Source organism: Achromobacter sp. Marseille-Q0513 (assembly GCF_018195695.1).
Classification (GTDB): Bacteria; Pseudomonadota; Gammaproteobacteria; order Burkholderiales; family Burkholderiaceae_B; genus Achromobacter.
The window spans coordinates 1-17720 of the sequence record NZ_JAGTJY010000015.1; the positions used below are offsets into that span (position 1 = coordinate 1).

Annotated in this window: 19 protein-coding genes and 2 tRNA genes; 18 read left to right on the forward strand and 3 right to left on the reverse strand. The window is 68.7% G+C overall.

The annotated features are described in order from the left end of the window. Positions 1–792: twin-arginine translocase subunit TatC (gene tatC, locus KDH83_RS05535; RefSeq protein WP_249204874.1), on the forward strand; the 792-nt coding region annotated here is incomplete at its 5' end. 52 nt (positions 793–844) lie between these two features. Beyond that, entirely contained in the window at positions 845–1228 is a 384-nt protein-coding gene (locus KDH83_RS05540; RefSeq protein WP_212313388.1) for a helix-turn-helix transcriptional regulator, read from the forward strand. Between the two features lie 35 nt (positions 1229–1263). Here the strand turns inward: KDH83_RS05540 and KDH83_RS05545 are convergent, their stop codons facing one another. Next, the gene (locus KDH83_RS05545; RefSeq protein ID WP_212313389.1) at positions 1264–2427 is read right to left on the reverse strand and encodes a trypsin-like peptidase domain-containing protein; all 1164 of its coding nucleotides are present in this window, start codon (positions 2425–2427) and stop codon (positions 1264–1266) included. 19 nt (positions 2428–2446) lie between these two features. On the opposite strand from KDH83_RS05545, the gene KDH83_RS05550 reads away from it, so the two are divergent. Beyond that, positions 2447–3223, forward strand: a complete 777-nt coding sequence (locus KDH83_RS05550; protein WP_212313390.1) for a Nif3-like dinuclear metal center hexameric protein — start codon at positions 2447–2449, stop codon at positions 3221–3223. 143 nt (positions 3224–3366) lie between these two features. Here KDH83_RS05550 and mscL read toward each other — a convergent pair whose 3' ends face one another. Further along, positions 3367–3813 carry a large conductance mechanosensitive channel protein MscL gene (gene mscL, locus KDH83_RS05555; protein WP_212313391.1) on the reverse strand — a complete coding sequence of 149 codons (447 nt, stop codon included), beginning with the start codon at positions 3811–3813 and terminating at the stop codon, positions 3367–3369. Between the two features lie 140 nt (positions 3814–3953). Here mscL and petA point away from each other — a divergent pair, with 140 nt between their 5' ends. The 12 genes from petA (at position 3954) to KDH83_RS05615 (ending at position 12690) form a co-directional block, all read left to right on the forward strand. Next, positions 3954–4598 carry a ubiquinol-cytochrome c reductase iron-sulfur subunit gene (gene petA / locus KDH83_RS05560; protein ID WP_212313392.1) on the forward strand — a complete coding sequence of 215 codons (645 nt, stop codon included), beginning with the start codon at positions 3954–3956 and terminating at the stop codon, positions 4596–4598. A 72-nt stretch (positions 4599–4670) separates the two neighbouring features. Next, positions 4671–6059 (forward strand): cytochrome bc complex cytochrome b subunit, encoded by a 1389-nt coding sequence (locus tag KDH83_RS05565; protein ID WP_212313394.1) that lies wholly within the window; start codon positions 4671–4673, stop codon positions 6057–6059. 23 nt (positions 6060–6082) lie between these two features. Further along, positions 6083–6937 (forward strand): cytochrome c1, encoded by an 855-nt coding sequence (locus KDH83_RS05570; protein ID WP_212313396.1) that lies wholly within the window; start codon positions 6083–6085, stop codon positions 6935–6937. A gap of 151 nt (positions 6938–7088) precedes the next feature. After that, a complete protein-coding gene (locus KDH83_RS05575; protein ID WP_006388039.1) occupies positions 7089–7700 on the forward strand; it encodes a glutathione S-transferase N-terminal domain-containing protein in 612 nt (203 codons plus the stop codon). 9 nt (positions 7701–7709) lie between these two features. After that, positions 7710–8156, forward strand: coding sequence for a ClpXP protease specificity-enhancing factor (locus KDH83_RS05580; RefSeq protein ID WP_103271968.1), 447 nt, complete (start codon positions 7710–7712; stop codon positions 8154–8156). Between the two features lie 130 nt (positions 8157–8286). Further along, positions 8287–8362 (forward strand) — tRNA-Thr (locus KDH83_RS05585). Between the two features lie 34 nt (positions 8363–8396). Beyond that, entirely contained in the window at positions 8397–8798 is a 402-nt protein-coding gene (locus KDH83_RS05590; protein WP_212313398.1) for a VOC family protein, read from the forward strand. 42 nt (positions 8799–8840) lie between these two features. Next, positions 8841–9473, forward strand: a complete 633-nt coding sequence (locus KDH83_RS05595; protein ID WP_212313400.1) for a LysE family translocator — start codon at positions 8841–8843, stop codon at positions 9471–9473. Positions 9474–9587: 114 nt separating this feature from the next. Beyond that, a tRNA-Asn gene (locus KDH83_RS05600) sits at positions 9588–9663 on the forward strand. 135 nt (positions 9664–9798) lie between these two features. Next, positions 9799–10713 carry a transcriptional regulator GcvA gene (gcvA, locus tag KDH83_RS05605; protein WP_212313402.1) on the forward strand — a complete coding sequence of 305 codons (915 nt, stop codon included), beginning with the start codon at positions 9799–9801 and terminating at the stop codon, positions 10711–10713. A gap of 208 nt (positions 10714–10921) precedes the next feature. Continuing rightward, positions 10922–11395 (forward strand): RidA family protein, encoded by a 474-nt coding sequence (locus KDH83_RS05610; RefSeq protein WP_103271966.1) that lies wholly within the window; start codon positions 10922–10924, stop codon positions 11393–11395. Positions 11396–11478: 83 nt separating this feature from the next. Next, the gene (locus tag KDH83_RS05615) at positions 11479–12690 is read left to right on the forward strand and encodes an aminotransferase class V-fold PLP-dependent enzyme (RefSeq protein ID WP_212313404.1); all 1212 of its coding nucleotides are present in this window, start codon (positions 11479–11481) and stop codon (positions 12688–12690) included. A gap of 6 nt (positions 12691–12696) precedes the next feature. On the opposite strand, the gene KDH83_RS05620 is transcribed toward KDH83_RS05615, so the two are convergent. Beyond that, positions 12697–13590, reverse strand: a complete 894-nt coding sequence (locus KDH83_RS05620; RefSeq protein ID WP_212313406.1) for a DMT family transporter — start codon at positions 13588–13590, stop codon at positions 12697–12699. A 162-nt stretch (positions 13591–13752) separates the two neighbouring features. Here KDH83_RS05620 and KDH83_RS05625 point away from each other — a divergent pair, with 162 nt between their 5' ends. The 3 genes from KDH83_RS05625 to KDH83_RS05635 all read left to right on the forward strand — a co-directional run bounded on the left by KDH83_RS05625 (position 13753) and on the right by KDH83_RS05635 (position 17511). Further along, entirely contained in the window at positions 13753–14643 is an 891-nt protein-coding gene (locus tag KDH83_RS05625; RefSeq protein WP_212313408.1) for an AraC family transcriptional regulator, read from the forward strand. An 80-nt stretch (positions 14644–14723) separates the two neighbouring features. Further along, positions 14724–16130: a DUF2868 domain-containing protein gene (locus KDH83_RS05630; RefSeq protein WP_212313410.1), complete on the forward strand. Its 1407-nt coding sequence runs from the start codon at positions 14724–14726 to the stop codon at positions 16128–16130. Next, complete coding sequence (locus tag KDH83_RS05635) at positions 16123–17511, forward strand: GTPase/DUF3482 domain-containing protein (protein ID WP_212313412.1); 1389 nt, start codon at positions 16123–16125, stop codon at positions 17509–17511. Before KDH83_RS05630 ends, KDH83_RS05635 begins: the two co-directional genes overlap by 8 nt. Positions 17512–17720: the final 209 nt, after the last annotated feature.

Genomic DNA, 17720 nt, shown 5'->3' on the forward strand with positions numbered 1-17720 from the left:
ACCCAGGACGCCTCCCAACAAGAAGACGGCCAGCAGGAGAGCTTCATCTCCCACCTGGTCGAGCTGCGCTCCCGCCTGCTGCGCGCCGCCGCCGCGATCGTGGGCGTGTTCATCGTGCTGTTCATCTATCCCGGCGCCTCGCCGATCTATGACGCGCTGGCCCAGCCCATGCTGGCCTCGCTGCCGCAGGGCACGCGCATGATCGCCACCGGCGTCATCACGCCCTTCATGGTGCCGGTCAAGGTCACCATGATGGCGGCCTTCATCATCTCGCTGCCGGTGGTGCTGTACCAGGCCTGGGCCTTCGTCGCGCCCGGCCTGTACCGCCATGAAAAGCGGCTGGCGCTGCCGCTGATCGTCTCCAGCACGGTGCTGTTCCTGGCCGGCATGGCGTTCTGCTATTTCGTGGTGTTCCGCACGGTCTTCCACTTCATCGCCACCTTCGCGCCGCAGTCGATCACGCCGGCGCCGGACATCGAGGCCTACCTGAGCTTCGTCATGACCATGTTCCTGGCCTTCGGCATCACCTTCGAGGTGCCCGTGGCCGTGGTGCTGCTGGTCAAGATGGGCGTGGTCGAGCTGTCCAAGCTCAAGGCCGCGCGCGGCTACGTGGTGGTGGGCGCCTTTATCATCGCGGCGGTGGTCACGCCGCCCGACGTGGTCAGCCAGTTTATGCTGGCCGTGCCGCTGTGCCTGCTGTACGAGGTCGGCCTGATCTGCGCACGCATGGTCTCGCCCAGGCGCGCCGCCGAGGACGATCCGGCATCGGATTCCCTCACCGAGCGCCACTGAAGTAAGACCGTTTCACCTTGCGGGGACATGACTGCAATCCTACATTGCACTCATGTCCCTAGCCCAACGCCTGAGCGCCCTGATGCGGTGGCGCGGCATCAAAAGCCAAAACCAGCTGGCCCGCATTTCCGGCGTGCCGCAGTCCTGCATCCATCGCATCCTCAATCGCGGAGACCACTACTGGCCCGACCGCCGCACGGTGCTGCGCCTGGCCAAGGCGCTGGACACCAGCGCCGTCTGGCTGACCGACGGCGTGGCCCCCGCCTCCGGACCCGGTGATCGCGCGGCCCCGCCGCATGTGCTGCAAGACGCCGCCCAGCCGGGCGACGGCTATTGCACCGAAATCTGCGCGCTGTTGCGCAGCCGCCCCGACGCCACCAAGAAACAGGTGCTGACCGTGGTCCGCATCCTGCTCGACGGCCGGCCCGCGAGCTAGACGCTTCGGCGCGTCAGGCGCAGCCGCGGCAATCCCTAGCGCGGCCGGCCCGGCCGCGTGCCCACCACGACGTCCAGCTCGCTGATCTTGCCCCCGCGCAGCAGGCCCAGCCGGGCGCGCTCGCCGGTCGGCAGCTGCGCGATCTCGGCCAGCAGGCCATTGGTGCTGATCATGGGCTTGCCGTTCACCGACTGCACGATATCGCCCACGCGCAGGCCGGCGCGAGCCGCCGGGCCGTCGCGCAGCACGCCGGCGATGATCACGCCGCCGGCGTCGCGCTCCAGCTGGAACGCGCGCGCCAGCTCGGGCGTGATGTCCTGCGGCTCGATGCCCAGCCAGCCGCGCTTGACCTTGCCGGTCTTGACGATCTCGTCCATGACCCTGCGCGCGATGTCGATGGGCGTGGCGAAGCCGATGCCCATCGAGCCGCCGGACTCCGAATAGATCGCGGTGTTGATGCCGACCAGACTGCCCTGGGCGTCGACCAGCGCGCCGCCCGAATTGCCGGGGTTGATCGCCGCATCGGTCTGGATGAAATGCTCGTAGGTGTTCAGGCCCAGCCCGTTGCGGCCCAGCGCCGACACGATGCCTTGCGTCGTGGTCTGGCCCACGCCGAACGGATTGCCGATCGCCAGCACCACGTCGCCCACGCGCAGCCCCTTGTCGGGTGCCAGCACGGCGGTGGGCAGGTTGCGCAGGCTGCCCAGCTTGAGCACCGCCAGGTCCGTGTCCGGATCGGCGCCCACCACCTTGGCGCTATCCTTGCGGCCATCGGCCAGCGCCACCTCGATGGCCTCGGCCGCCTGCACCACGTGATAATTTGTCAGCACGAAGCCGTCCTGGCTCACGATCACGCCCGAGCCCAGGCTGGTGGTGGCCTGCTGGCGGCTGGCGCCAGGCATGTTGCCGAACAGCTGGCGCAGGATGGGATCGTCCGGCAGGGGAATCAGCGGCACGTTCACGAGCTTGGTCGTGTAGACGTTGACCACGGCCGGCGCGGCGCGGGCCACGCCGTCGGCGTAGGACGCCAGCCCGGCGGCGCGCGTCGCCGGCGGCCCGGCGGGCACAGCGGCCTGGACGGCCGGCGCGGCCGCAGGCCCCGCCAGCCGCAGCAGGTCGGGCCGCAAGGTGGTGACGACGAATAGAATACCCAGGCAGACCGTGACGGCCTGAGCGAAGATCAGCCAATATCGGCGCATGTTTCTGATAGGACTAGCAATGCAAAAAGTGGATTCCCGCGTCCTGGCCGACTGGCTGGACGACACCCTGCAGGCCCCTCGATTCAAGGACTACTGCCCCAACGGGCTGCAGGTGGAAGGCCGTTCCGAGATCGGACACATTATCACCGGAGTCACCGCCAGCGAGGCGCTCTTGCGCGTGGCTGTCGAGCGCGGCGCGGACGCGGTGCTGGTCCATCACGGCTGGATGTGGCGCAACGAGGACCGCCGCGTCATCGGCACCCGCCGCACCCGCATGGCGCTGGCGCTGAACAACGACCTGAACCTGTACGCCTACCACCTGCCGCTGGACGCCCATCCGCAGCTGGGCAACAACGCCCAACTGGCCCGCGTGCTGGGCCTGGCGCCGTCGCTGCGCGACGACGGCACGCCACGCACCTGTGGGCAGGACAATCTCGTCTGGCTGGGCGACGCCCCCGGCCTGGCCACGCTGGGCGACCTGGCCGCGCGCGTGCGCGAACGCCTGGGCCGCGAGCCGCTGGTGGTGGGCGATCCGAGCCAGCCGCTGGGCCGCGTGGCCTGGTGCACCGGCGGCGCGCAGGGCATGCTGGCCGACGCGGTGGACGCCGGCGCCACCGCCTACATCACGGGCGAGGTCTCCGAATCCACCGTGCACCTGGCGCGCGAGACCGGCGTGGGCTTCATCGGCGCGGGCCACCATGCCACCGAGCGCTACGGCGTCCAGGCGCTGGGACAGGCCGTGGCCGAGCGCTTCGGCATCAAGGTCGAGTTCGTGGACATCGACAACCCCGTCTGACCGCCCGGACGCAAGCGCGCCGCGGCGCCAGGCCGCGAAGATGCGCAGGCAAGAAAAACGCCCCGGGAAGGGGCGTTTTTTCTATCGGGTCACGTCTGGGTGAAAGCCCCCCTGGCAATGCGCGCGACGCAGGGGGGTCATGCTCATTTCTTCAACAGATCGCGGATTTCACGCAGCAGGGCCACGTCTTCCGGCGTGGCAGCGGGCGCGGCCGGCACTTCCTCGGACTTGGCGCGCGCCTTGTAGATGGCCTTGACCATCCAGAAGATCACGAACGCCAGCAACACGAAGTTGATGATGATGGTGACGAAGTTGCCCCAGGCGAAGACGTTGGCGCCGGCCTTGGAGAGATCGGCGTAGGTCATCGGACCGTTATAGCCGGCAGGCATGGAGAGGACGAGGAACTTGTTCGAGAAATCGACCGAGCCGCCCAGCAGGAAGTTGACCAGCGGCATCACGATGTCCTTGACCAGCGAGTCGACGATCTTGCCGAACGCCGCGCCAATGATGACACCGACGGCCAGGTCGACCGCGTTGCCCTTGACGGCGAAATCTCGGAACTCTTTGATAAAACCACCCGCTTTGCTCATAAATAGCACTCCCTTCGTGATACGCCCTAGAATGGGCGACGCTATAATACGCGGTTGCTATGTTGTTACATTTTCCCGCGAACCCGATGCCGCAGAAGTGATGCTACTCGTAGAGCGGGCGCATCAACAAGGATAGGAAGATGAGTCAGGATACGCTGGTGCATGACGACGATGACGGTGCGGTTGATCCCAATCTGCCGCCCGATCCTTCGCGACGTTTCTGGGTAACCACCGCCTGTGCTGTCGGTGGCGTAGCAGGTGTAGCAACAGCCGTGCCGCTGGTCAGCACGTTTTCCCCCTCGGAAAAGGCCCGCGCCGCCGGCGCCCCCGTGGAAGTGGACATCGGCGACATTCCCGTCGGCGCGATGAAGACGGTGGAATGGCGCGGCAAGCCCGTGTGGATCATCCACCGCTCCCCCGAACAGCTCGCCGGCCTGAAATCCCAGGACGCGCTGCTGGCCGATCCGAACTCCAAGCGCCCCGGCTTCACGCCCAAATACGCCGAAAACGAAGGCCGCTCGCGCAAGCCCGAGATCTTCGTCTGCGTCGGCATCTGTACCCACCTCGGCTGCTCGCCCACCGCCCACTTCGAAACCGGCGGCGGCGGCGGCCTGGGCGCCAGCTGGCAGGGCGGCTTCCTCTGTCCGTGCCACGGCTCCACATTCGACTTGGCCGGCCGCGTCTACAAGAACAAGCCCGCGCCCGACAACCTCGAAGTTCCGCCGTACCAGTATCTGAGCGACACCCGCATCATCGTGGGCGTCGACGAAGACAACAAAGCCTGACGCCCGCGTCGCGCTTTCATTCCCGAATTGCGTAAGTAAAACAATACGCCACGTGAGAGAAGGAGCCGTTACATGGCTGGCGAGAAAACCGTCGAGACAACAGGCCTGCTGGGCTGGCTGGACCGGCGCTTTCCGGTGACGTCCACCTGGAAAGCCCATCTGTCTGAATACTACGCGCCGAAGAATTTCAACTTCTGGTATTTCTTCGGCTCGCTGGCACTGCTGGTGCTGGTGCTGCAGATCGTGACCGGGATCTTCCTGGTCATGCATTACAAGCCGGACGCCGAACGCGCGTTCCAGTCCGTCGAATACATCATGCGCGAAGTCCCGTGGGGCTGGCTGGTGCGCTACATGCACTCGACCGGCGCCTCGATGTTCTTCGTCGTGGTCTACCTGCACATGCTGCGCGGGCTGCTCTACGGTTCGTACCGCAAGCCGCGCGAACTGGTCTGGATCTTCGGCGTCGCGATCTTCCTCTGTCTGATGGCGGAAGCCTTCTTCGGCTACCTGCTGCCCTGGGGCCAGATGTCCTACTGGGGCGCCCAGGTGATCGTGAACCTGTTCGCCGCCATTCCGTTCATCGGCCCCGAGCTGTCGATCTGGATCCGCGGCGACTACGTCGTGTCCGACGCCACGCTGAACCGCTTCTTCGCCTTCCACGTCATCGCCATCCCGCTGGTGCTGGTCGGCCTGGTCGCCGCCCACCTGGTGGCGCTGCACGAAGTCGGCTCGAACAACCCGGACGGCATCGAGATCAAGCAGGGCCCGAAGGACAAGTACGGCCGCCCGAAGGACGGCATCCCGTTCCACCCGTTCTACACCGTGCATGACCTGGTGGGCGTGGCGGGCTTCCTGCTGGTGTTCGCGGCCATCGTGTTCTTCGCGCCGGAAATGGGCGGGTACTTCCTGGAGTTCAACAACTTCATCCCCGCCGACTCGCTGAAGACGCCGCCGCACATCGCGCCGGTCTGGTACTTCACGCCGTTCTACTCCATGCTGCGCGCCACCACCGACGAGTTCACCTGGGTGCTGGCGGGCGCGTCCGTGCTGGGCGCCATCGCGCTGCTGGTCAAGAGCAACCTGAAGGGCATCCTGCGCGTCGCCGTCCCCGGCATCCTGATCGTCGTGGCCATCCTGCTGCGCGCGATCGACGCCAAGTTCTGGGGCGTGGTCGCCATGGGCGGCACCGTGGTCATCCTGTTCTTCCTCCCGTGGCTGGACCATTCGCCGGTCAAGTCGATCCGCTACCGCCCGACCTGGCACAAGTGGATCTACGGCATCTTCATGGTCAACTTCCTCGTCCTGGGCTACATCGGCACGCAGCCGCCCAGCCCGCCGCTGAACCTGACGTCGCAGATCGGCACGCTGCTGTACCTGGCATTCTTCTTCCTGATGCCGGTCTGGAGCCGCCTGGGCACGTTCAAGCCCGTGCCCGAGCGCGTCACGTTCCAGCCCCACTGAGCCCACGAGATAACGGACCGACCATGATCAAGAAGCTGATTGGCGCCGTGGCACTGATGATGCTCACGTGCACCGCCACTTTCGCCGCGGAGGGCGGCTTCCCCCTGGAAAAAGCCCCGTACCGCGTCAATGACGTCGCCTCGCTGCAAAATGGGGCCAAGCTGTTCGTCAACTACTGTCTGAACTGCCATAGCGCGTCCTCGATGCGCTACAACAAGCTGCGGGACATCGGCCTGACCGACCAGCAGATCAAGGAAAGCCTGCTGTTCACGGGCGAGAAGGTCGGCGACATGATGCACGTCGCCATGACGTCCAAGGATGCCAAGAAGTGGTTTGGCACCACGCCGCCGGACCTGTCCGTGATCGCGCGCGCCAAGTCGGTGAACGCCGGCCCCTCGGGCTCGGACTACATCTACACCTATCTGCGCACGTTCTACCGCGACACCTCGCGCGCCACGGGCTGGAACAACCTGGTCTTCCCGGCCGTGGGCATGCCCCACGCGCTGTGGGAACGCCAGGGTCCGCGCGAGCTGACCACGGTGGCCATGCACGAAGTCGAGGGCAAGGAAGGCACGCCCAAGACCTGGGAAAAGGTCACGACGGTGTACGATGCTCAAGGTTTTGCAAACGTGAAGGCCGAGCCGGTGGCGAATTACCACGGCCACGCCACGTTTGAGGCTAAATTCAAGGCCGCCAACCCGGCCCAAGTCGCAACATACGACAACGACGTGGCCGACCTGACCGCGTTCATGGCCTGGATGTCCGAACCCGTCCAGACCTTCCGCGTGCAGCTCGGCGTCGGCGTCATGTTGTTCCTGCTGTTGTTCTTCCTGGTAATGTGGCGCCTGAACGCCTCCTACTGGAAGCACGTACGTTAACCGCAACGCCCCGCCAGGTGCTTCCGTCCCCATGAAAACAGGGACGGGACCAGCGGACAGGGCCGTACCGCCTGTCCCGCCTGGCAATCGGGGCCAGCGCCTGCTAGATTAAGGCGCTGGCCTTTCGCTTTTTATACAAGGACTTATCGCCATGATGGTGCTCTATTCCGGAACCACGTGTCCGTTTTCGCAACGCTGCCGCTTCGTGTTGTTCGAGAAAGGCATGGATTTCGAGATCCGCGACATCGACCTGTACAACAAGCCCGAAGACATCTCGGTGATGAACCCGTACGGTCAAGTGCCCATTCTGGTCGAGCGCGACCTGGTCCTGTACGAGTCGAACATCATCAACGAGTACATCGACGAGCGCTTCCCGCACCCGCAGCTGATGCCGGCCGATCCGGTCATGCGCGCCCGCACCCGCCTGTTCCTCTACAACTTCGAGAAGGAACTGTTCGTTCACGTCTCGACGCTGGAAGACCGCAGCGCCAAGCCCGACGAGAAGAAGCTGGCCAACGCGCGCCAGAACATCCGCGACCGCCTGGCCCAGCTGGCCCCCATGCTGCTGAAGAACAAGTACATGCTGGGCGAGGAATTCTCCATGCTGGACGTGGCCGTGGCCCCGCTGCTGTGGCGCCTGGACCACTACGGCATCGAACTGCCGAAGAACGCGGCTCCGCTGCAGAAGTACGCCGAGCGCATCTTCTCGCGCCCGGCCTACATCGAAGCGCTGACGCCTTCGGAAAAGGTCATGCGTCGCTAAGGCAGTCAGATGGGTGAAACTTCGACCAAACCGTACCTGATCCGCGCGCTGCACGAGTGGTGCACCGATAACGGCTATACGCCTTACATCACCGTGCAGGTCGACGAGCACACCATGGTGCCGATGGCCCATGTGCGCGACGGCCAGATCACGCTGAACGTGGGCACGCTGGCCACCAACCGCCTGGTGCTGGGCAACGAATTCATCGAATTCCAGGCCCGCTTCAGCGGCGTGACCGAGAACGTCTACGTTCCCGTGGGCGCCGTCAGCGCCATCTACGCGCGCGAGACCGGCGCCGGCATGGGCTTCGAAGTGCAGCCCTACGAGCCGCCGGCCGCCGGCGCGCAAGGCACGGCCGAGCCGGCCGAAGAGGGCACAGCCGATGCCGCCTCGCCGTCCGGCGACGACACCGGCGGCGACGAGCCCAAGCGCCCGCGCCTGACCATCGTCAAGTAAGTCCGGCCGGGCCTGCCTGGCCCGGCCCGCGACACCCGGCGCGCGCGGCCTGCCCGCGCGCGCCGTTCCATGCCGGGGGCTGCGTTTTTCATTACAATGCAGTCCCCGCGCGTGCCCCATGGCGCGCCTTGCCGGTGTAGCTCAGTTGGTAGAGCAGCTCACTTGTAATGAGAAGGTCGAGGGTTCGATTCCTTTCACCGGCACCAACGGATTCTCCCCGCAACCTGGAGACGCAGATTCATGTTCAGCCACATCACGGTCGGCGTCAGCGACCTGACTCGCGCATCTGTGTTCTACGACGCGATCCTGCAGCCGCTGGGCCTGCGCCAGCGTCCGGTCACGCCCGATGGCGGCCCCGAATCGCGCTGCTGGATCCTCCCCGGATCGACGCTGCCACGGTTCTACGCCTACTCGCCGTTTGACCGCAAGCCGGCCACCGTGGGCAATGGCAGCATGGTGGCGTTCCTCGCCCCCGACGCAGAGGCGGTGAGACAAGCGCATGCCGCCGGGCTTGCCGCCGGCGGCGCCGATGAAGGCGCCCCGGGCCCCCGGCCCCACTACGGCGACGGCTACTATGGCGCCTACCTGCGCGATCCCGACGGCAACAAGATTCACCTGGTCCATCGGGGCGACATCGTCTAGCACACCGGGACGGCCAGTCCCGCCATCGCGAGGCCCAAGGCCATGGTCATCGAACACCTGCAACAGCTGCTGCCCGTCTACGCGACCTATCTGATCGCCACCGCGAGTCCCGGTCCCAGCAACATGGCCATCATGGGCGTGGCGATGAGCCAGGGCCGCTCGTCGGCCCTGGCCCTGGCGCTGGGCGTCACGACCGGCAGCATGTTCTGGGCGGTCCTCGCGGCCACGGGCATCTCCGCGCTCCTGGCGAGCTATGCCGATGCGCTGTTCGTCATCAAGATCGCCGGCGGCCTGTACCTGCTCTATCTGGCCTGGAAGGCGGCCAGGTCGGCGCTCACGGCAGGGCGTCCATCGTCCGCAGCAGGCGGCGCGGCGTCCAACAAGTGGCAGCTCTATCGCCGGGGCGTCCTGCTGCACCTCACCAATCCGAAGGCCGTGCTGGCCTGGATCGCCATCATGTCCCTGGGGCTGCGAGCCAACTCGCCCGCGTACTCGTTCCAGGCCATCATCGCGGGTTGCGCGATGCTCGGCGTTCTTGTCTTTGGCGGATACGCATTGGTGTTTTCCACGCCGCTGATGGTCCGGACCTACCAGAAGTCGAAGCGCTGGATAGAAGGGATCCTGTCCGTGGCCTTCGCCTATGCAGGCATCAGGCTGTTGCTGTCGAAGACATAGGCCGCACCGGCCTGAAGTACCGGCATCCGTCGGACATGGCGTGTTTCCAACGGCCCGCATCCGCCGTTTTGCATTCCTCGAAAAATTTGTGCATAATTCGCCCCCTCTACCTGTTCCCCGATAGCTCAGTCGGTAGAGCGACGGACTGTTAATCCGCAGGTCGCTGGTTCGAGCCCAGCTCGGGGAGCCAAGATTTCGCAGTACCCGCAGTACCCCTGAAGAGCCCGCAACCCAGGTTGCGGGCTTTTTGCATTTGCGCCGGTCGGGCGTAGCATGACGCGCATCCGCCGGCCCCGTTCCGGCCCCAGCCATCCGTCATGCCGCCATGCGCTCCCCGCGATCCCTGCCCGCCCTGGTTTCCCTGCGCGCCTTCGAGGCCGCGGCCCGGCGCCTGAGCTTCAGCCTGGCGGGGGAGGAGCTGTACGTCACGCAAAGCGCGATCAGCCATCACATCCAGAAGCTGGAAGCCGAACTCGGCGCCGCGCTGTTCGAACGCCGCACGCGCGCCGTGGCGCTGACGCCCGCGGGGCAGGCCTACTACGAGCGCGTGCATGCCGCGTTCGAGCTGCTGCGCCAGGGCACCGAGGAAATCCGCGCGCCGCAGCGCCCGCGCCGCCGGCTCAGGATCGGCCTGCTGTCCTCCTTCGCCACGCGCTGGCTGGCGCCACGGTTGCCGGCGTTCAGCGCCGCGCATCCCGATATCGAACTGCAGCTGCAACCCGACATCGGCCTGGCGGACGTCGCCGGCGGCGAGGTCGACGCCGCCATCCGCTACGGCCGGGGGACCTGGCCCGGCGTGCGCGCGCGCCTGTTGATGCGCGAGCGCCTGTCCGTGGTCTGCGCGCCGTCGCTGATCGCCGGCCGGAAACGCCCGCGCGCGCCGCAAGACCTGCTGCGCCATCCGCTGCTGACCTCGCATTCCCACAATCCCTTCGAATGGCCCGCCTGGGCGCGGCTCGCGGGCGTGGACCTGGGCGGCGCGCAGAACGTGCCGCTGCACGACTACAACATCGTGATCGAGGCGGCGCTGGCGGGCCAGGGCGTCGCGATGGGCCGGCACCGCATGATCGCCGCGCAACTGGCCAGCGGCGCGCTGGTCGAGGCCTTGCCCGGCCTGGCGCTGGACGATCCGCGCATCGGCTGGTGGCTGGTCACGCGCCGGGGCGCGGCGGATCCCGACGTGCAGACGCTGCACGACTGGCTGGTCGAGGCGGCCGCGCAAGCCGGTGCGCCGGCCTGATCCGCGCAGCCCCGCAACGCTTGCTGCCGTGGCGGTCGCCTTGCGTCCCGGGAACGGTGTCGGACATGCCTCCTGGCGCCGGCAACGCATTACTTTTATTCATGTGTGCCCGGGGAAAATTGATTGGTCAAGGCGACCCCGGGCCGATAGCATGGCCTGAAGCTGGAACGCTCCTTTTCCCTTCATTCCCTTTTCAGGCAGGTAATCCATGTCCCGCACCATTTCCGCCCGCGTCGCCGAACTCGGCCTGACGCTCGAAACCGCCTCCGCCCCCGCCGCCAACTACGTGTCCTACGTGCAGGAAGGCAATCTGCTCTATATCTCGGGCCAGATCTCGCGCAAGAACGGCCAGGCCGCCTATCTGGGCCAGCTCGGCGGCGCGGTGTCCGAGGCCGACGGCGTCGAGGCCGCCCGGCTGTCGGCGCTGGGCGTGCTGTCGCAGATCGCCGCTGCCACCGGCGACCGCCTGGACCGCGTGGCGCGCGTGGTGAAGCTGGGCGTGTTCGTCGCCAGCGCGCCGGATTTCAGCCGCCAGAGCATCGTCGCCAACGGCGCCTCGGACCTGATGGTGGCGGTGTTCGGCGACGCCGGCCGCCACTCGCGCAGCGCCGTCGGCGTGGCCGCGCTGCCGCAAGGCGTGGCCGTCGAGATCGAAGCCGTGGTCGCGCTGACGGCCGCCTGAGTCCGTCTCACCCCTGAAGCGCGGCGCGCGCCGGGCGGTCCCGCCGGCCCAGGCGCGCCGCGCCCGTCTCATCATCCGCCGCCATGACCTCGATCCTGACCGACCACGACGTAGCAGCGCTGCGCGCCGCCACTCCCGGCACGCGCAGCGCCATCCATTTCAACCACGCGGGGTCCTCGCTGCCGTCGAACGGCACGCTGGATGCGATCCGCGCGCACCTGCTGCGCGAAGCCGAACGCGGCCCGATGGAAGCCGGCGTGGCCGCGCGCGCGGAAACCGAATCGGCGCGCGCCCTGGCGGCGCGGCTGTTCAATGCGCAGCCGGACGAGATCGCGCTCACCGGCGGCAATTCGCCCGGCTGGGGCGCGGCCTTTGCCGCGTTCGCGACGGCCAATCCGTGGCGGCCCGGCGACCGCATCCTGGTGGGCCGGCACGAATGGGGCGGCAATCTCGCCTGCATGCGGCTGCTCGCCGAGCGCGCGGGCGCGCGCGTGGAGACCATTCCGTCGGACCAGGACGGCTGCGTCGATCCCGAGGCACTGCGCGCCATGCTGGACGAACGCGTGCGCCTGATCGCGCTGACCTGGCTGCCCGCCAACGGCGGCCTGATCAATCCGGCCGCCGCGGTCGGCGCGGTGGCGCGCGAACACGGCATCGCCTATTTCGTGGACGCCGCCCAGACCGTGGGCCAGTTGCCCATCGACGTGGAGCAGGTCGGCTGCGACGTGCTGGCCGGCGCCGGACGCAAGGCGCTGCGCGGCCCGCGCGGCACCGGCCTGCTGTATGTGCGGCGCGATTTCCTGCCCAGGCTGACGCCGGCCTGGGTCGACACCCACAGCGCGCCGCTGGATCCCGACGGCGCGCCCATGCTGCGTCCGGACGCGGCGCGGCTGGAATCGGCGGAAGCGTCGCTGGCGCTACGCTGCGGGCTGGCCAATGCGCTGCGCGAGGCGCTGGACATCGGCCTGGATGCGATCCGCGCCCGCGTCGACGCCATCGCCCAGGGCCTGCGCGCCGAACTGGCCGCGCTGCCCGGCATCACGGTGCTGGACCAGGGCCGCGAACGCTCGGGGCTGGTGTCGTTCAATGTGGCGGGCCTGGACGCGCCGGCGGTGCAGCGCGCGCTGGCCGCGCAGGGCGTGACCATCGGCAGCAACGGCGTGAGCTACACGCCGCTGGACATGACGGCGCGCGGGCTGGCGCAGATCGCGCGGGCCTCGGTCAGCTACCTGACCACGCAGGACGAGATCGGCCGCCTGCTGGACGCGCTGCGACAGTTGCCGCGCCAGGGCTGACGCGCCTCAGGCCACCGCCCGGCGCGCGAAGGGCGTCCACTTGGTGAAGACCAGCAGATTGCCCAGCATCACCAGGGCCAGCCCCAGCAGCGCCGGCATCGTCCACTGATAGCCTTCCGCATAGGTCGAGACCGACAGCGCCACCACCGGGAACAGCACCGTGCAATAGGCCGCGCGCGCCGGCCCCATGCGGCCCACCAGCGTCAGGTAGGCCGTGAAGCCGATCACCGACCCCGGTATCGCCAGATAGAGCAGGGCGCCCACATAGGGCGTGGAGGTGTCGAAGCGGAAGGGCTGGCCGGTCGCGACGCAGCCCGCCAGCAGGATGGCCGCCCCGTACAGCATGCCGTAGGCGTTGCCGGTCAACGGCCGGATGCCGTTGCGCTGCTGCAGCGATGACAGCATGTTGCCCGTCGAGAAGCAGAACGTGCCCAGCAGCGCGAAGCCCAGGCCCAGCAGCGTCTCGTGGCTGGCCTGCTGGCTGGCCAGTTCGGGCCAGAACAGCAGCACCAGGCCCGTGAAGCCCAGCGCGCCGGCCAGCATCACGCGCGGCGCGACGCGGGTGCCGAACCACAGGCGGGCATTCAACGCGTTCCACAGCGTGGCGGCGGAGAACACCACCGATACCAGCCCGCTGGGGATCCATTGCGTGGCGGTGTAGAAGCACAGGAAGTTCAAACAGAACAGGCACAGGCCCTGTCCCAGGCACATCAGATGCCCGCGCCGGTCCAGCTTCTGCAGCTTGCCCAGCAGCAGCAGGCCAGCGAACAGCACCAGGCCCGCCAGCGCGAAGCGGTAGAAGATGGACACGGGAATCGCCACCACGCCGAGTTGCAGCTTGATGGCGATCCAGGTGGTGCCCCAGATGATGACGGTCAGGAGATACAGGAATAGATTCACGATGCGGCGCGCGGCAAGAAAATAGGGGACATGCAAATCCGGCGGCAGGCCGCCGTGCGCTTATAGTGTGCGCCGCCCGAGCCGGCGGCGATTGCCGTTTCTTGCGCTTATTGCTCGCGCGCCCGCGCGCGGCGCGCGCGATCGCAGTAGCATGTGATTTCCATGGGCACCGTCGCGTCGGCACCAGCCGATTTCTCCGTCTTCCGCACCCTGTCCGGCTCCACCGCGACGCTGGAACGCGCGGCCACGCTCGGCGAGGGCCTGGCGATCTCGCAATGGTCGCGCAGCGCCCGCGAAACGCTGGGCTACGACATGCCCGGCCACCATACCCTGTCGCTGTACCTGCGCGGCGGCGAAAAATCCTTCCGCGTCGGCCTGGACTCGCTGCACGGCGGCGCGGGCAAGTTCTGCGTGCTGCCCGCCGAGCATTACTCGCGCTGGAGCATGAACGACAACGTGCGCTTCCTGCACCTGTACATCGCGCCCGAGCGGCTGGCCCGCGAAGCCGTCATGCGTCTGGACTGCGAGCCGCGCACGCTGGAACTGCGCGACCGCACCTACATCCACGACGATTCGCTGACCGACGTCTGCCGCTCGCTGCTGGGCGCGGACTGGAGCCGCCCCGACGAACGGCTGGCGGCCAGCAGCGCCGCCGAGACCGTGCTGCACCAGCTGCTGCACCAGGGCGTGTCGCGCAAGACGCCGCAACCCGCGCGCGGCGGCCTGGCCCCCGCCGTGCGCCGTCGCGTCATGGACTACGTGGACGCGCACCTGGATGCCCCGCTCACGCTGGCTGAGCTGGCTGGCGTGGCGGCGCTGTCCACCTATCACTTCGCGCGCATGTTCCACGCCTCCTTCGGCGAACCGCCGCACGCCTGGGTGCGCGCGCGCCGGATCGAGCGCGCCAAGGCCCTGCTGACCGCCGGCAAGAGCGACCTGGCCGGCGTCGCGCAGGCCAGCGGCTTCGGCAGCGCCAGCCATCTGTCGCGGGTCTTCCGCGACGCGGCCGGCGTCACGCCAGGCCAGTACCGCAGCGCCCGCGCCGGGCGCTGAGCCGGCGCGCATCTCCCCTACAATGGGGCACCGCCCGCCGCGGCCCCGCGCCGCTGTGGCAACCTGGTCCGAACCTGCCCATGCCCCTGGACGACGCCTCCCGCCGCCCGCTGCGCGAGTACTGGCTCGCCGAGATCATCCGCCTGCGCGAAACCCATTGGGGCCCGCTCGAAGACGCCGAGGCCGTGCGCGCCGCGCGCCGCGCCGAGGGCGGCCTGCCGGCCCGCATCCTGGTCCGCGCCCACCGGCTTGCCGAACGCGAACAACTGCCCGCCCAGCTCCAGACCTGGACCCGCAGCGCGCTGGCCGTGCTGGCCGCGCTGTTCGCGCTGGCGCTGTTCTCCGGCATCGGCCTGGCCCTGGGCGCGCTGGGCGACGGCGCGCGGCCCGTCAACGTGCTGTGGGCGCTGGGCGCCCTGCTGGGCCTGCACGCGCTGACCTTCCTGCTGTGGCTGGCCAGCTTCCTGCTGCGTCCGGCCGCCGCCACCGGCCTGGGACGGCTCTGGCTGTGGATCACGCGCAAGCTGGCGCGCGGCCCGGACACGGCGCTGGCGCCCCAGGCCCTGCTCAACCTGCTGGCGCGCGCCGGCGCGCTGCGCTGGCTGTTCGGCACGGTCAGCCACCTGCTCTGGCTGACGGGACTGTGCGCCGCCCTGGCGACGCTGCTGACGGTGCTGTCCACCGCCAGCTATCGCTTCATCTGGGCCACCACGCTGCTCGCGCCGGACACTTTCGTCTGGCTGACCCAGGCGATCGGCTGGCTGCCGGGCCTGGCGGGCTTCCCGTTGCCCGACGCCGCCACCGTGCTCGCCAGCGACGGCGTCCAGACCCTGCCTGCCGCCGCCCAGGTGCAATGGTCGCTGTGGCTCATCGGCGTGGTAGTCGTCTATGGCGTGCTGCCCCGGCTGGCCGCCGCGCTGCTATGCCTGGTCGTGCTGCGGCGCAGGCTCGCCGGCCTGCGCATCGACCCCGCGCTGCCCGGCCACGCCGCGCTGCGCGACCGGCTGGAACCCGCCGTGGTCTCCACCGGCCTGGACCGCCCCGTCGACCCGCTGCACGAGCCGCGCCTGTCCGCCGCGGCTCCTGCCGGCCTGGACGGCCGCCCCGTGCTGCTGGCGCTGGAACTGCCGTCCGACCTGCCCTGGCCGCCGGCCGCCGCGCCCGCCGGCATCCAGATCGCCGGCCGGCTCGACACGCGCGAGGAACGCCGCCGCATCCTCGACGCGCTGGCCGACGCCGCCGCCTCGCGCCTCCTGATCGCCTGCGACGCGCGCCAGACGCCGGACCGGGGCACGCTCACGCTGATCGCCGAACTGGCCGCGCACGCGCAGCAGACGCGCGTCTGGCTGCTGATGCCCGCGCACGAGGACGGCCCGGCGCGCGCGCCGCTGTGGCGGGCGCAGCTCGCGGCGCTGGGCCTGCCCGCGCAGGCCGTGCTGGCGGCATCCGCCAACGCGCTGGCCTGGCTGGAGACCGGACATGGCTGATTCCCTGATCCGCATCGCCGTGGTGGGACACACCAACACCGGCAAGACCTCGCTGCTGCGCACGCTGACGCGCGACACGCGCTTCGGCGAAGTCGCCGACAGCCCCGGCACCACGCGCCACGTCGAAGGCGCGCGGCTGCGCATCGAGGGCGGCGACGCGCTGGAATGGTTCGACACGCCCGGCATGGAGGACAGCATCTCGCTGCTGGAATACCTGGAGCGGCTGGAAGCGCCCGGCGAACGGCTGGACGGACCGGCGCGCGTGCGCCGCTTCCTGGACACGCCGGAAGCTCACGGCCGCTACGAACAGGAAGCGCGCGTGCTGGCCAAGATGCTGGACTGCGACGCGGCGCTCTATGTCATCGACGCGCGCGACCCGGTGCTGGGCAAGCACCGTGACGAACTCGACATCCTGGCCGCCTGCGGCCGGCCCTTGCTGCCGGTGCTGAACTTCGTCAACGCGCCGCAGCACCGCGCCGCCGACTGGCGCGCGGCGCTGGCCCGGCTGGGCCTGCACGCGGTGGTGGAATTCGACACGGTGGCGCCCGCGCTGGACGGCGAGCAGCAGCTGTACGCCCGGCTCGCCGTGCTGCTGGACCGCCACGCCGCCGCGCTGGCGCGCCTGTCCGACGCGCTCGCGCGGCAGCGCCGGGAACGCCGCGCCGCCGCCTTCGAACTGCTGGCCGACCTGCTGATCGACGTGGCCGCGCTGCGCCTGTCCAGCCCCAATGACGCCGACGCGCTGGCGGCGGCGGCCGAACGCCTGCGCGCGCTGGCGCGCCAACGCGAACAGGCCTGCGTCACCGCGCTGCTGGCGCTGTACAACTTCCGCCCGTCCGACATCGACACCGATGCGCTGCCGCTGCAGGGCGAGCGCTGGGGCATGGACCTGTTCCATCCGCAGGCGCTCAAGGACATGGGCCTGCAGCTGGGCATGGGCGCCGCCGCCGGCGCCATGGCCGGCGCGGCGGTGGACCTGTTCAGCGCCGGCCTGAGCCTGGGCACGGGCATGCTGATCGGCGCGGCCGCGGGCGGGCTGTGGCAAGGCGTGGAAAAGCTCGGCAAGCGCGTGGCGGGCAAGCTGCGTGGCTGGCGCGAGATCAGCGTGGACGACGCCGTGCTGCGCCTCCTGGCGCTGCGCCAGCGCGAGCTGATCGCGGCGCTCGAACATCGCGGCCATGCGGCTCGCACGCCCATCCGGATCGTCCCGCATGATGGCGAGGACCTGCGCAAGGGCGCCTTGCCGGCCGCGCTGAAAGAAGCGCGCAGCCGGCCAGAATGGTCGGCGCTGGGCCAGGCCCACGAAGACAGCGAACGCCGCAAGACCATGCTGCGCGAGCTGGCGCGCACGCTGTCCGCGGACGCGCCCGCGGCCGGCTGACAGCGGCCGCCCGGTTGGCGCTCAGACACCATTCATGCGCCCTGGCAAGCACGTACTATCCCCAATCCAAACCGATTGACGCTTAAAAGAATGGCTCTATAAGATGCCTTCTGCATGGGCGTGGGTCCGTCCCCCTCATGACGATGAATCACAAAATGGGGTTGGGTGTATCGTGAAGCCGAAGTCCTGCGCAGTGATGTACATCAAGG

Bases quoted from the DNA above. Each gene is read 5' to 3' on its own strand.
- KDH83_RS05540 (WP_212313388.1), top strand. From the start codon at position 845: ATGTCCCTAGCCCAACGCCTGAGCGCCCTGATGCGGTGGCGCGGCATC.
- KDH83_RS05545 (WP_212313389.1), bottom strand. From the start codon at position 2,427: ATGCGCCGATATTGGCTGATCTTCGCTCAGGCCGTCACGGTCTGCCTG.
- KDH83_RS05550 (WP_212313390.1), top strand. From the start codon at position 2,447: ATGCAAAAAGTGGATTCCCGCGTCCTGGCCGACTGGCTGGACGACACC.
- mscL (WP_212313391.1), bottom strand. From the start codon at position 3,813: ATGAGCAAAGCGGGTGGTTTTATCAAAGAGTTCCGAGATTTCGCCGTC.
- petA (WP_212313392.1), top strand. From the start codon at position 3,954: ATGAGTCAGGATACGCTGGTGCATGACGACGATGACGGTGCGGTTGAT.
- KDH83_RS05565 (WP_212313394.1), top strand. From the start codon at position 4,671: ATGGCTGGCGAGAAAACCGTCGAGACAACAGGCCTGCTGGGCTGGCTG.
- KDH83_RS05570 (WP_212313396.1), top strand. From the start codon at position 6,083: ATGATCAAGAAGCTGATTGGCGCCGTGGCACTGATGATGCTCACGTGC.
- KDH83_RS05575 (WP_006388039.1), top strand. From the start codon at position 7,089: ATGATGGTGCTCTATTCCGGAACCACGTGTCCGTTTTCGCAACGCTGC.
- KDH83_RS05580 (WP_103271968.1), top strand. From the start codon at position 7,710: ATGGGTGAAACTTCGACCAAACCGTACCTGATCCGCGCGCTGCACGAG.
- KDH83_RS05590 (WP_212313398.1), top strand. From the start codon at position 8,397: ATGTTCAGCCACATCACGGTCGGCGTCAGCGACCTGACTCGCGCATCT.
- KDH83_RS05595 (WP_212313400.1), top strand. From the start codon at position 8,841: ATGGTCATCGAACACCTGCAACAGCTGCTGCCCGTCTACGCGACCTAT.
- gcvA (WP_212313402.1), top strand. From the start codon at position 9,799: ATGCGCTCCCCGCGATCCCTGCCCGCCCTGGTTTCCCTGCGCGCCTTC.
- KDH83_RS05610 (WP_103271966.1), top strand. From the start codon at position 10,922: ATGTCCCGCACCATTTCCGCCCGCGTCGCCGAACTCGGCCTGACGCTC.
- KDH83_RS05615 (WP_212313404.1), top strand. From the start codon at position 11,479: ATGACCTCGATCCTGACCGACCACGACGTAGCAGCGCTGCGCGCCGCC.
- KDH83_RS05625 (WP_212313408.1), top strand. From the start codon at position 13,753: ATGGGCACCGTCGCGTCGGCACCAGCCGATTTCTCCGTCTTCCGCACC.
- KDH83_RS05630 (WP_212313410.1), top strand. From the start codon at position 14,724: ATGCCCCTGGACGACGCCTCCCGCCGCCCGCTGCGCGAGTACTGGCTC.
- KDH83_RS05635 (WP_212313412.1), top strand. From the start codon at position 16,123: ATGGCTGATTCCCTGATCCGCATCGCCGTGGTGGGACACACCAACACC.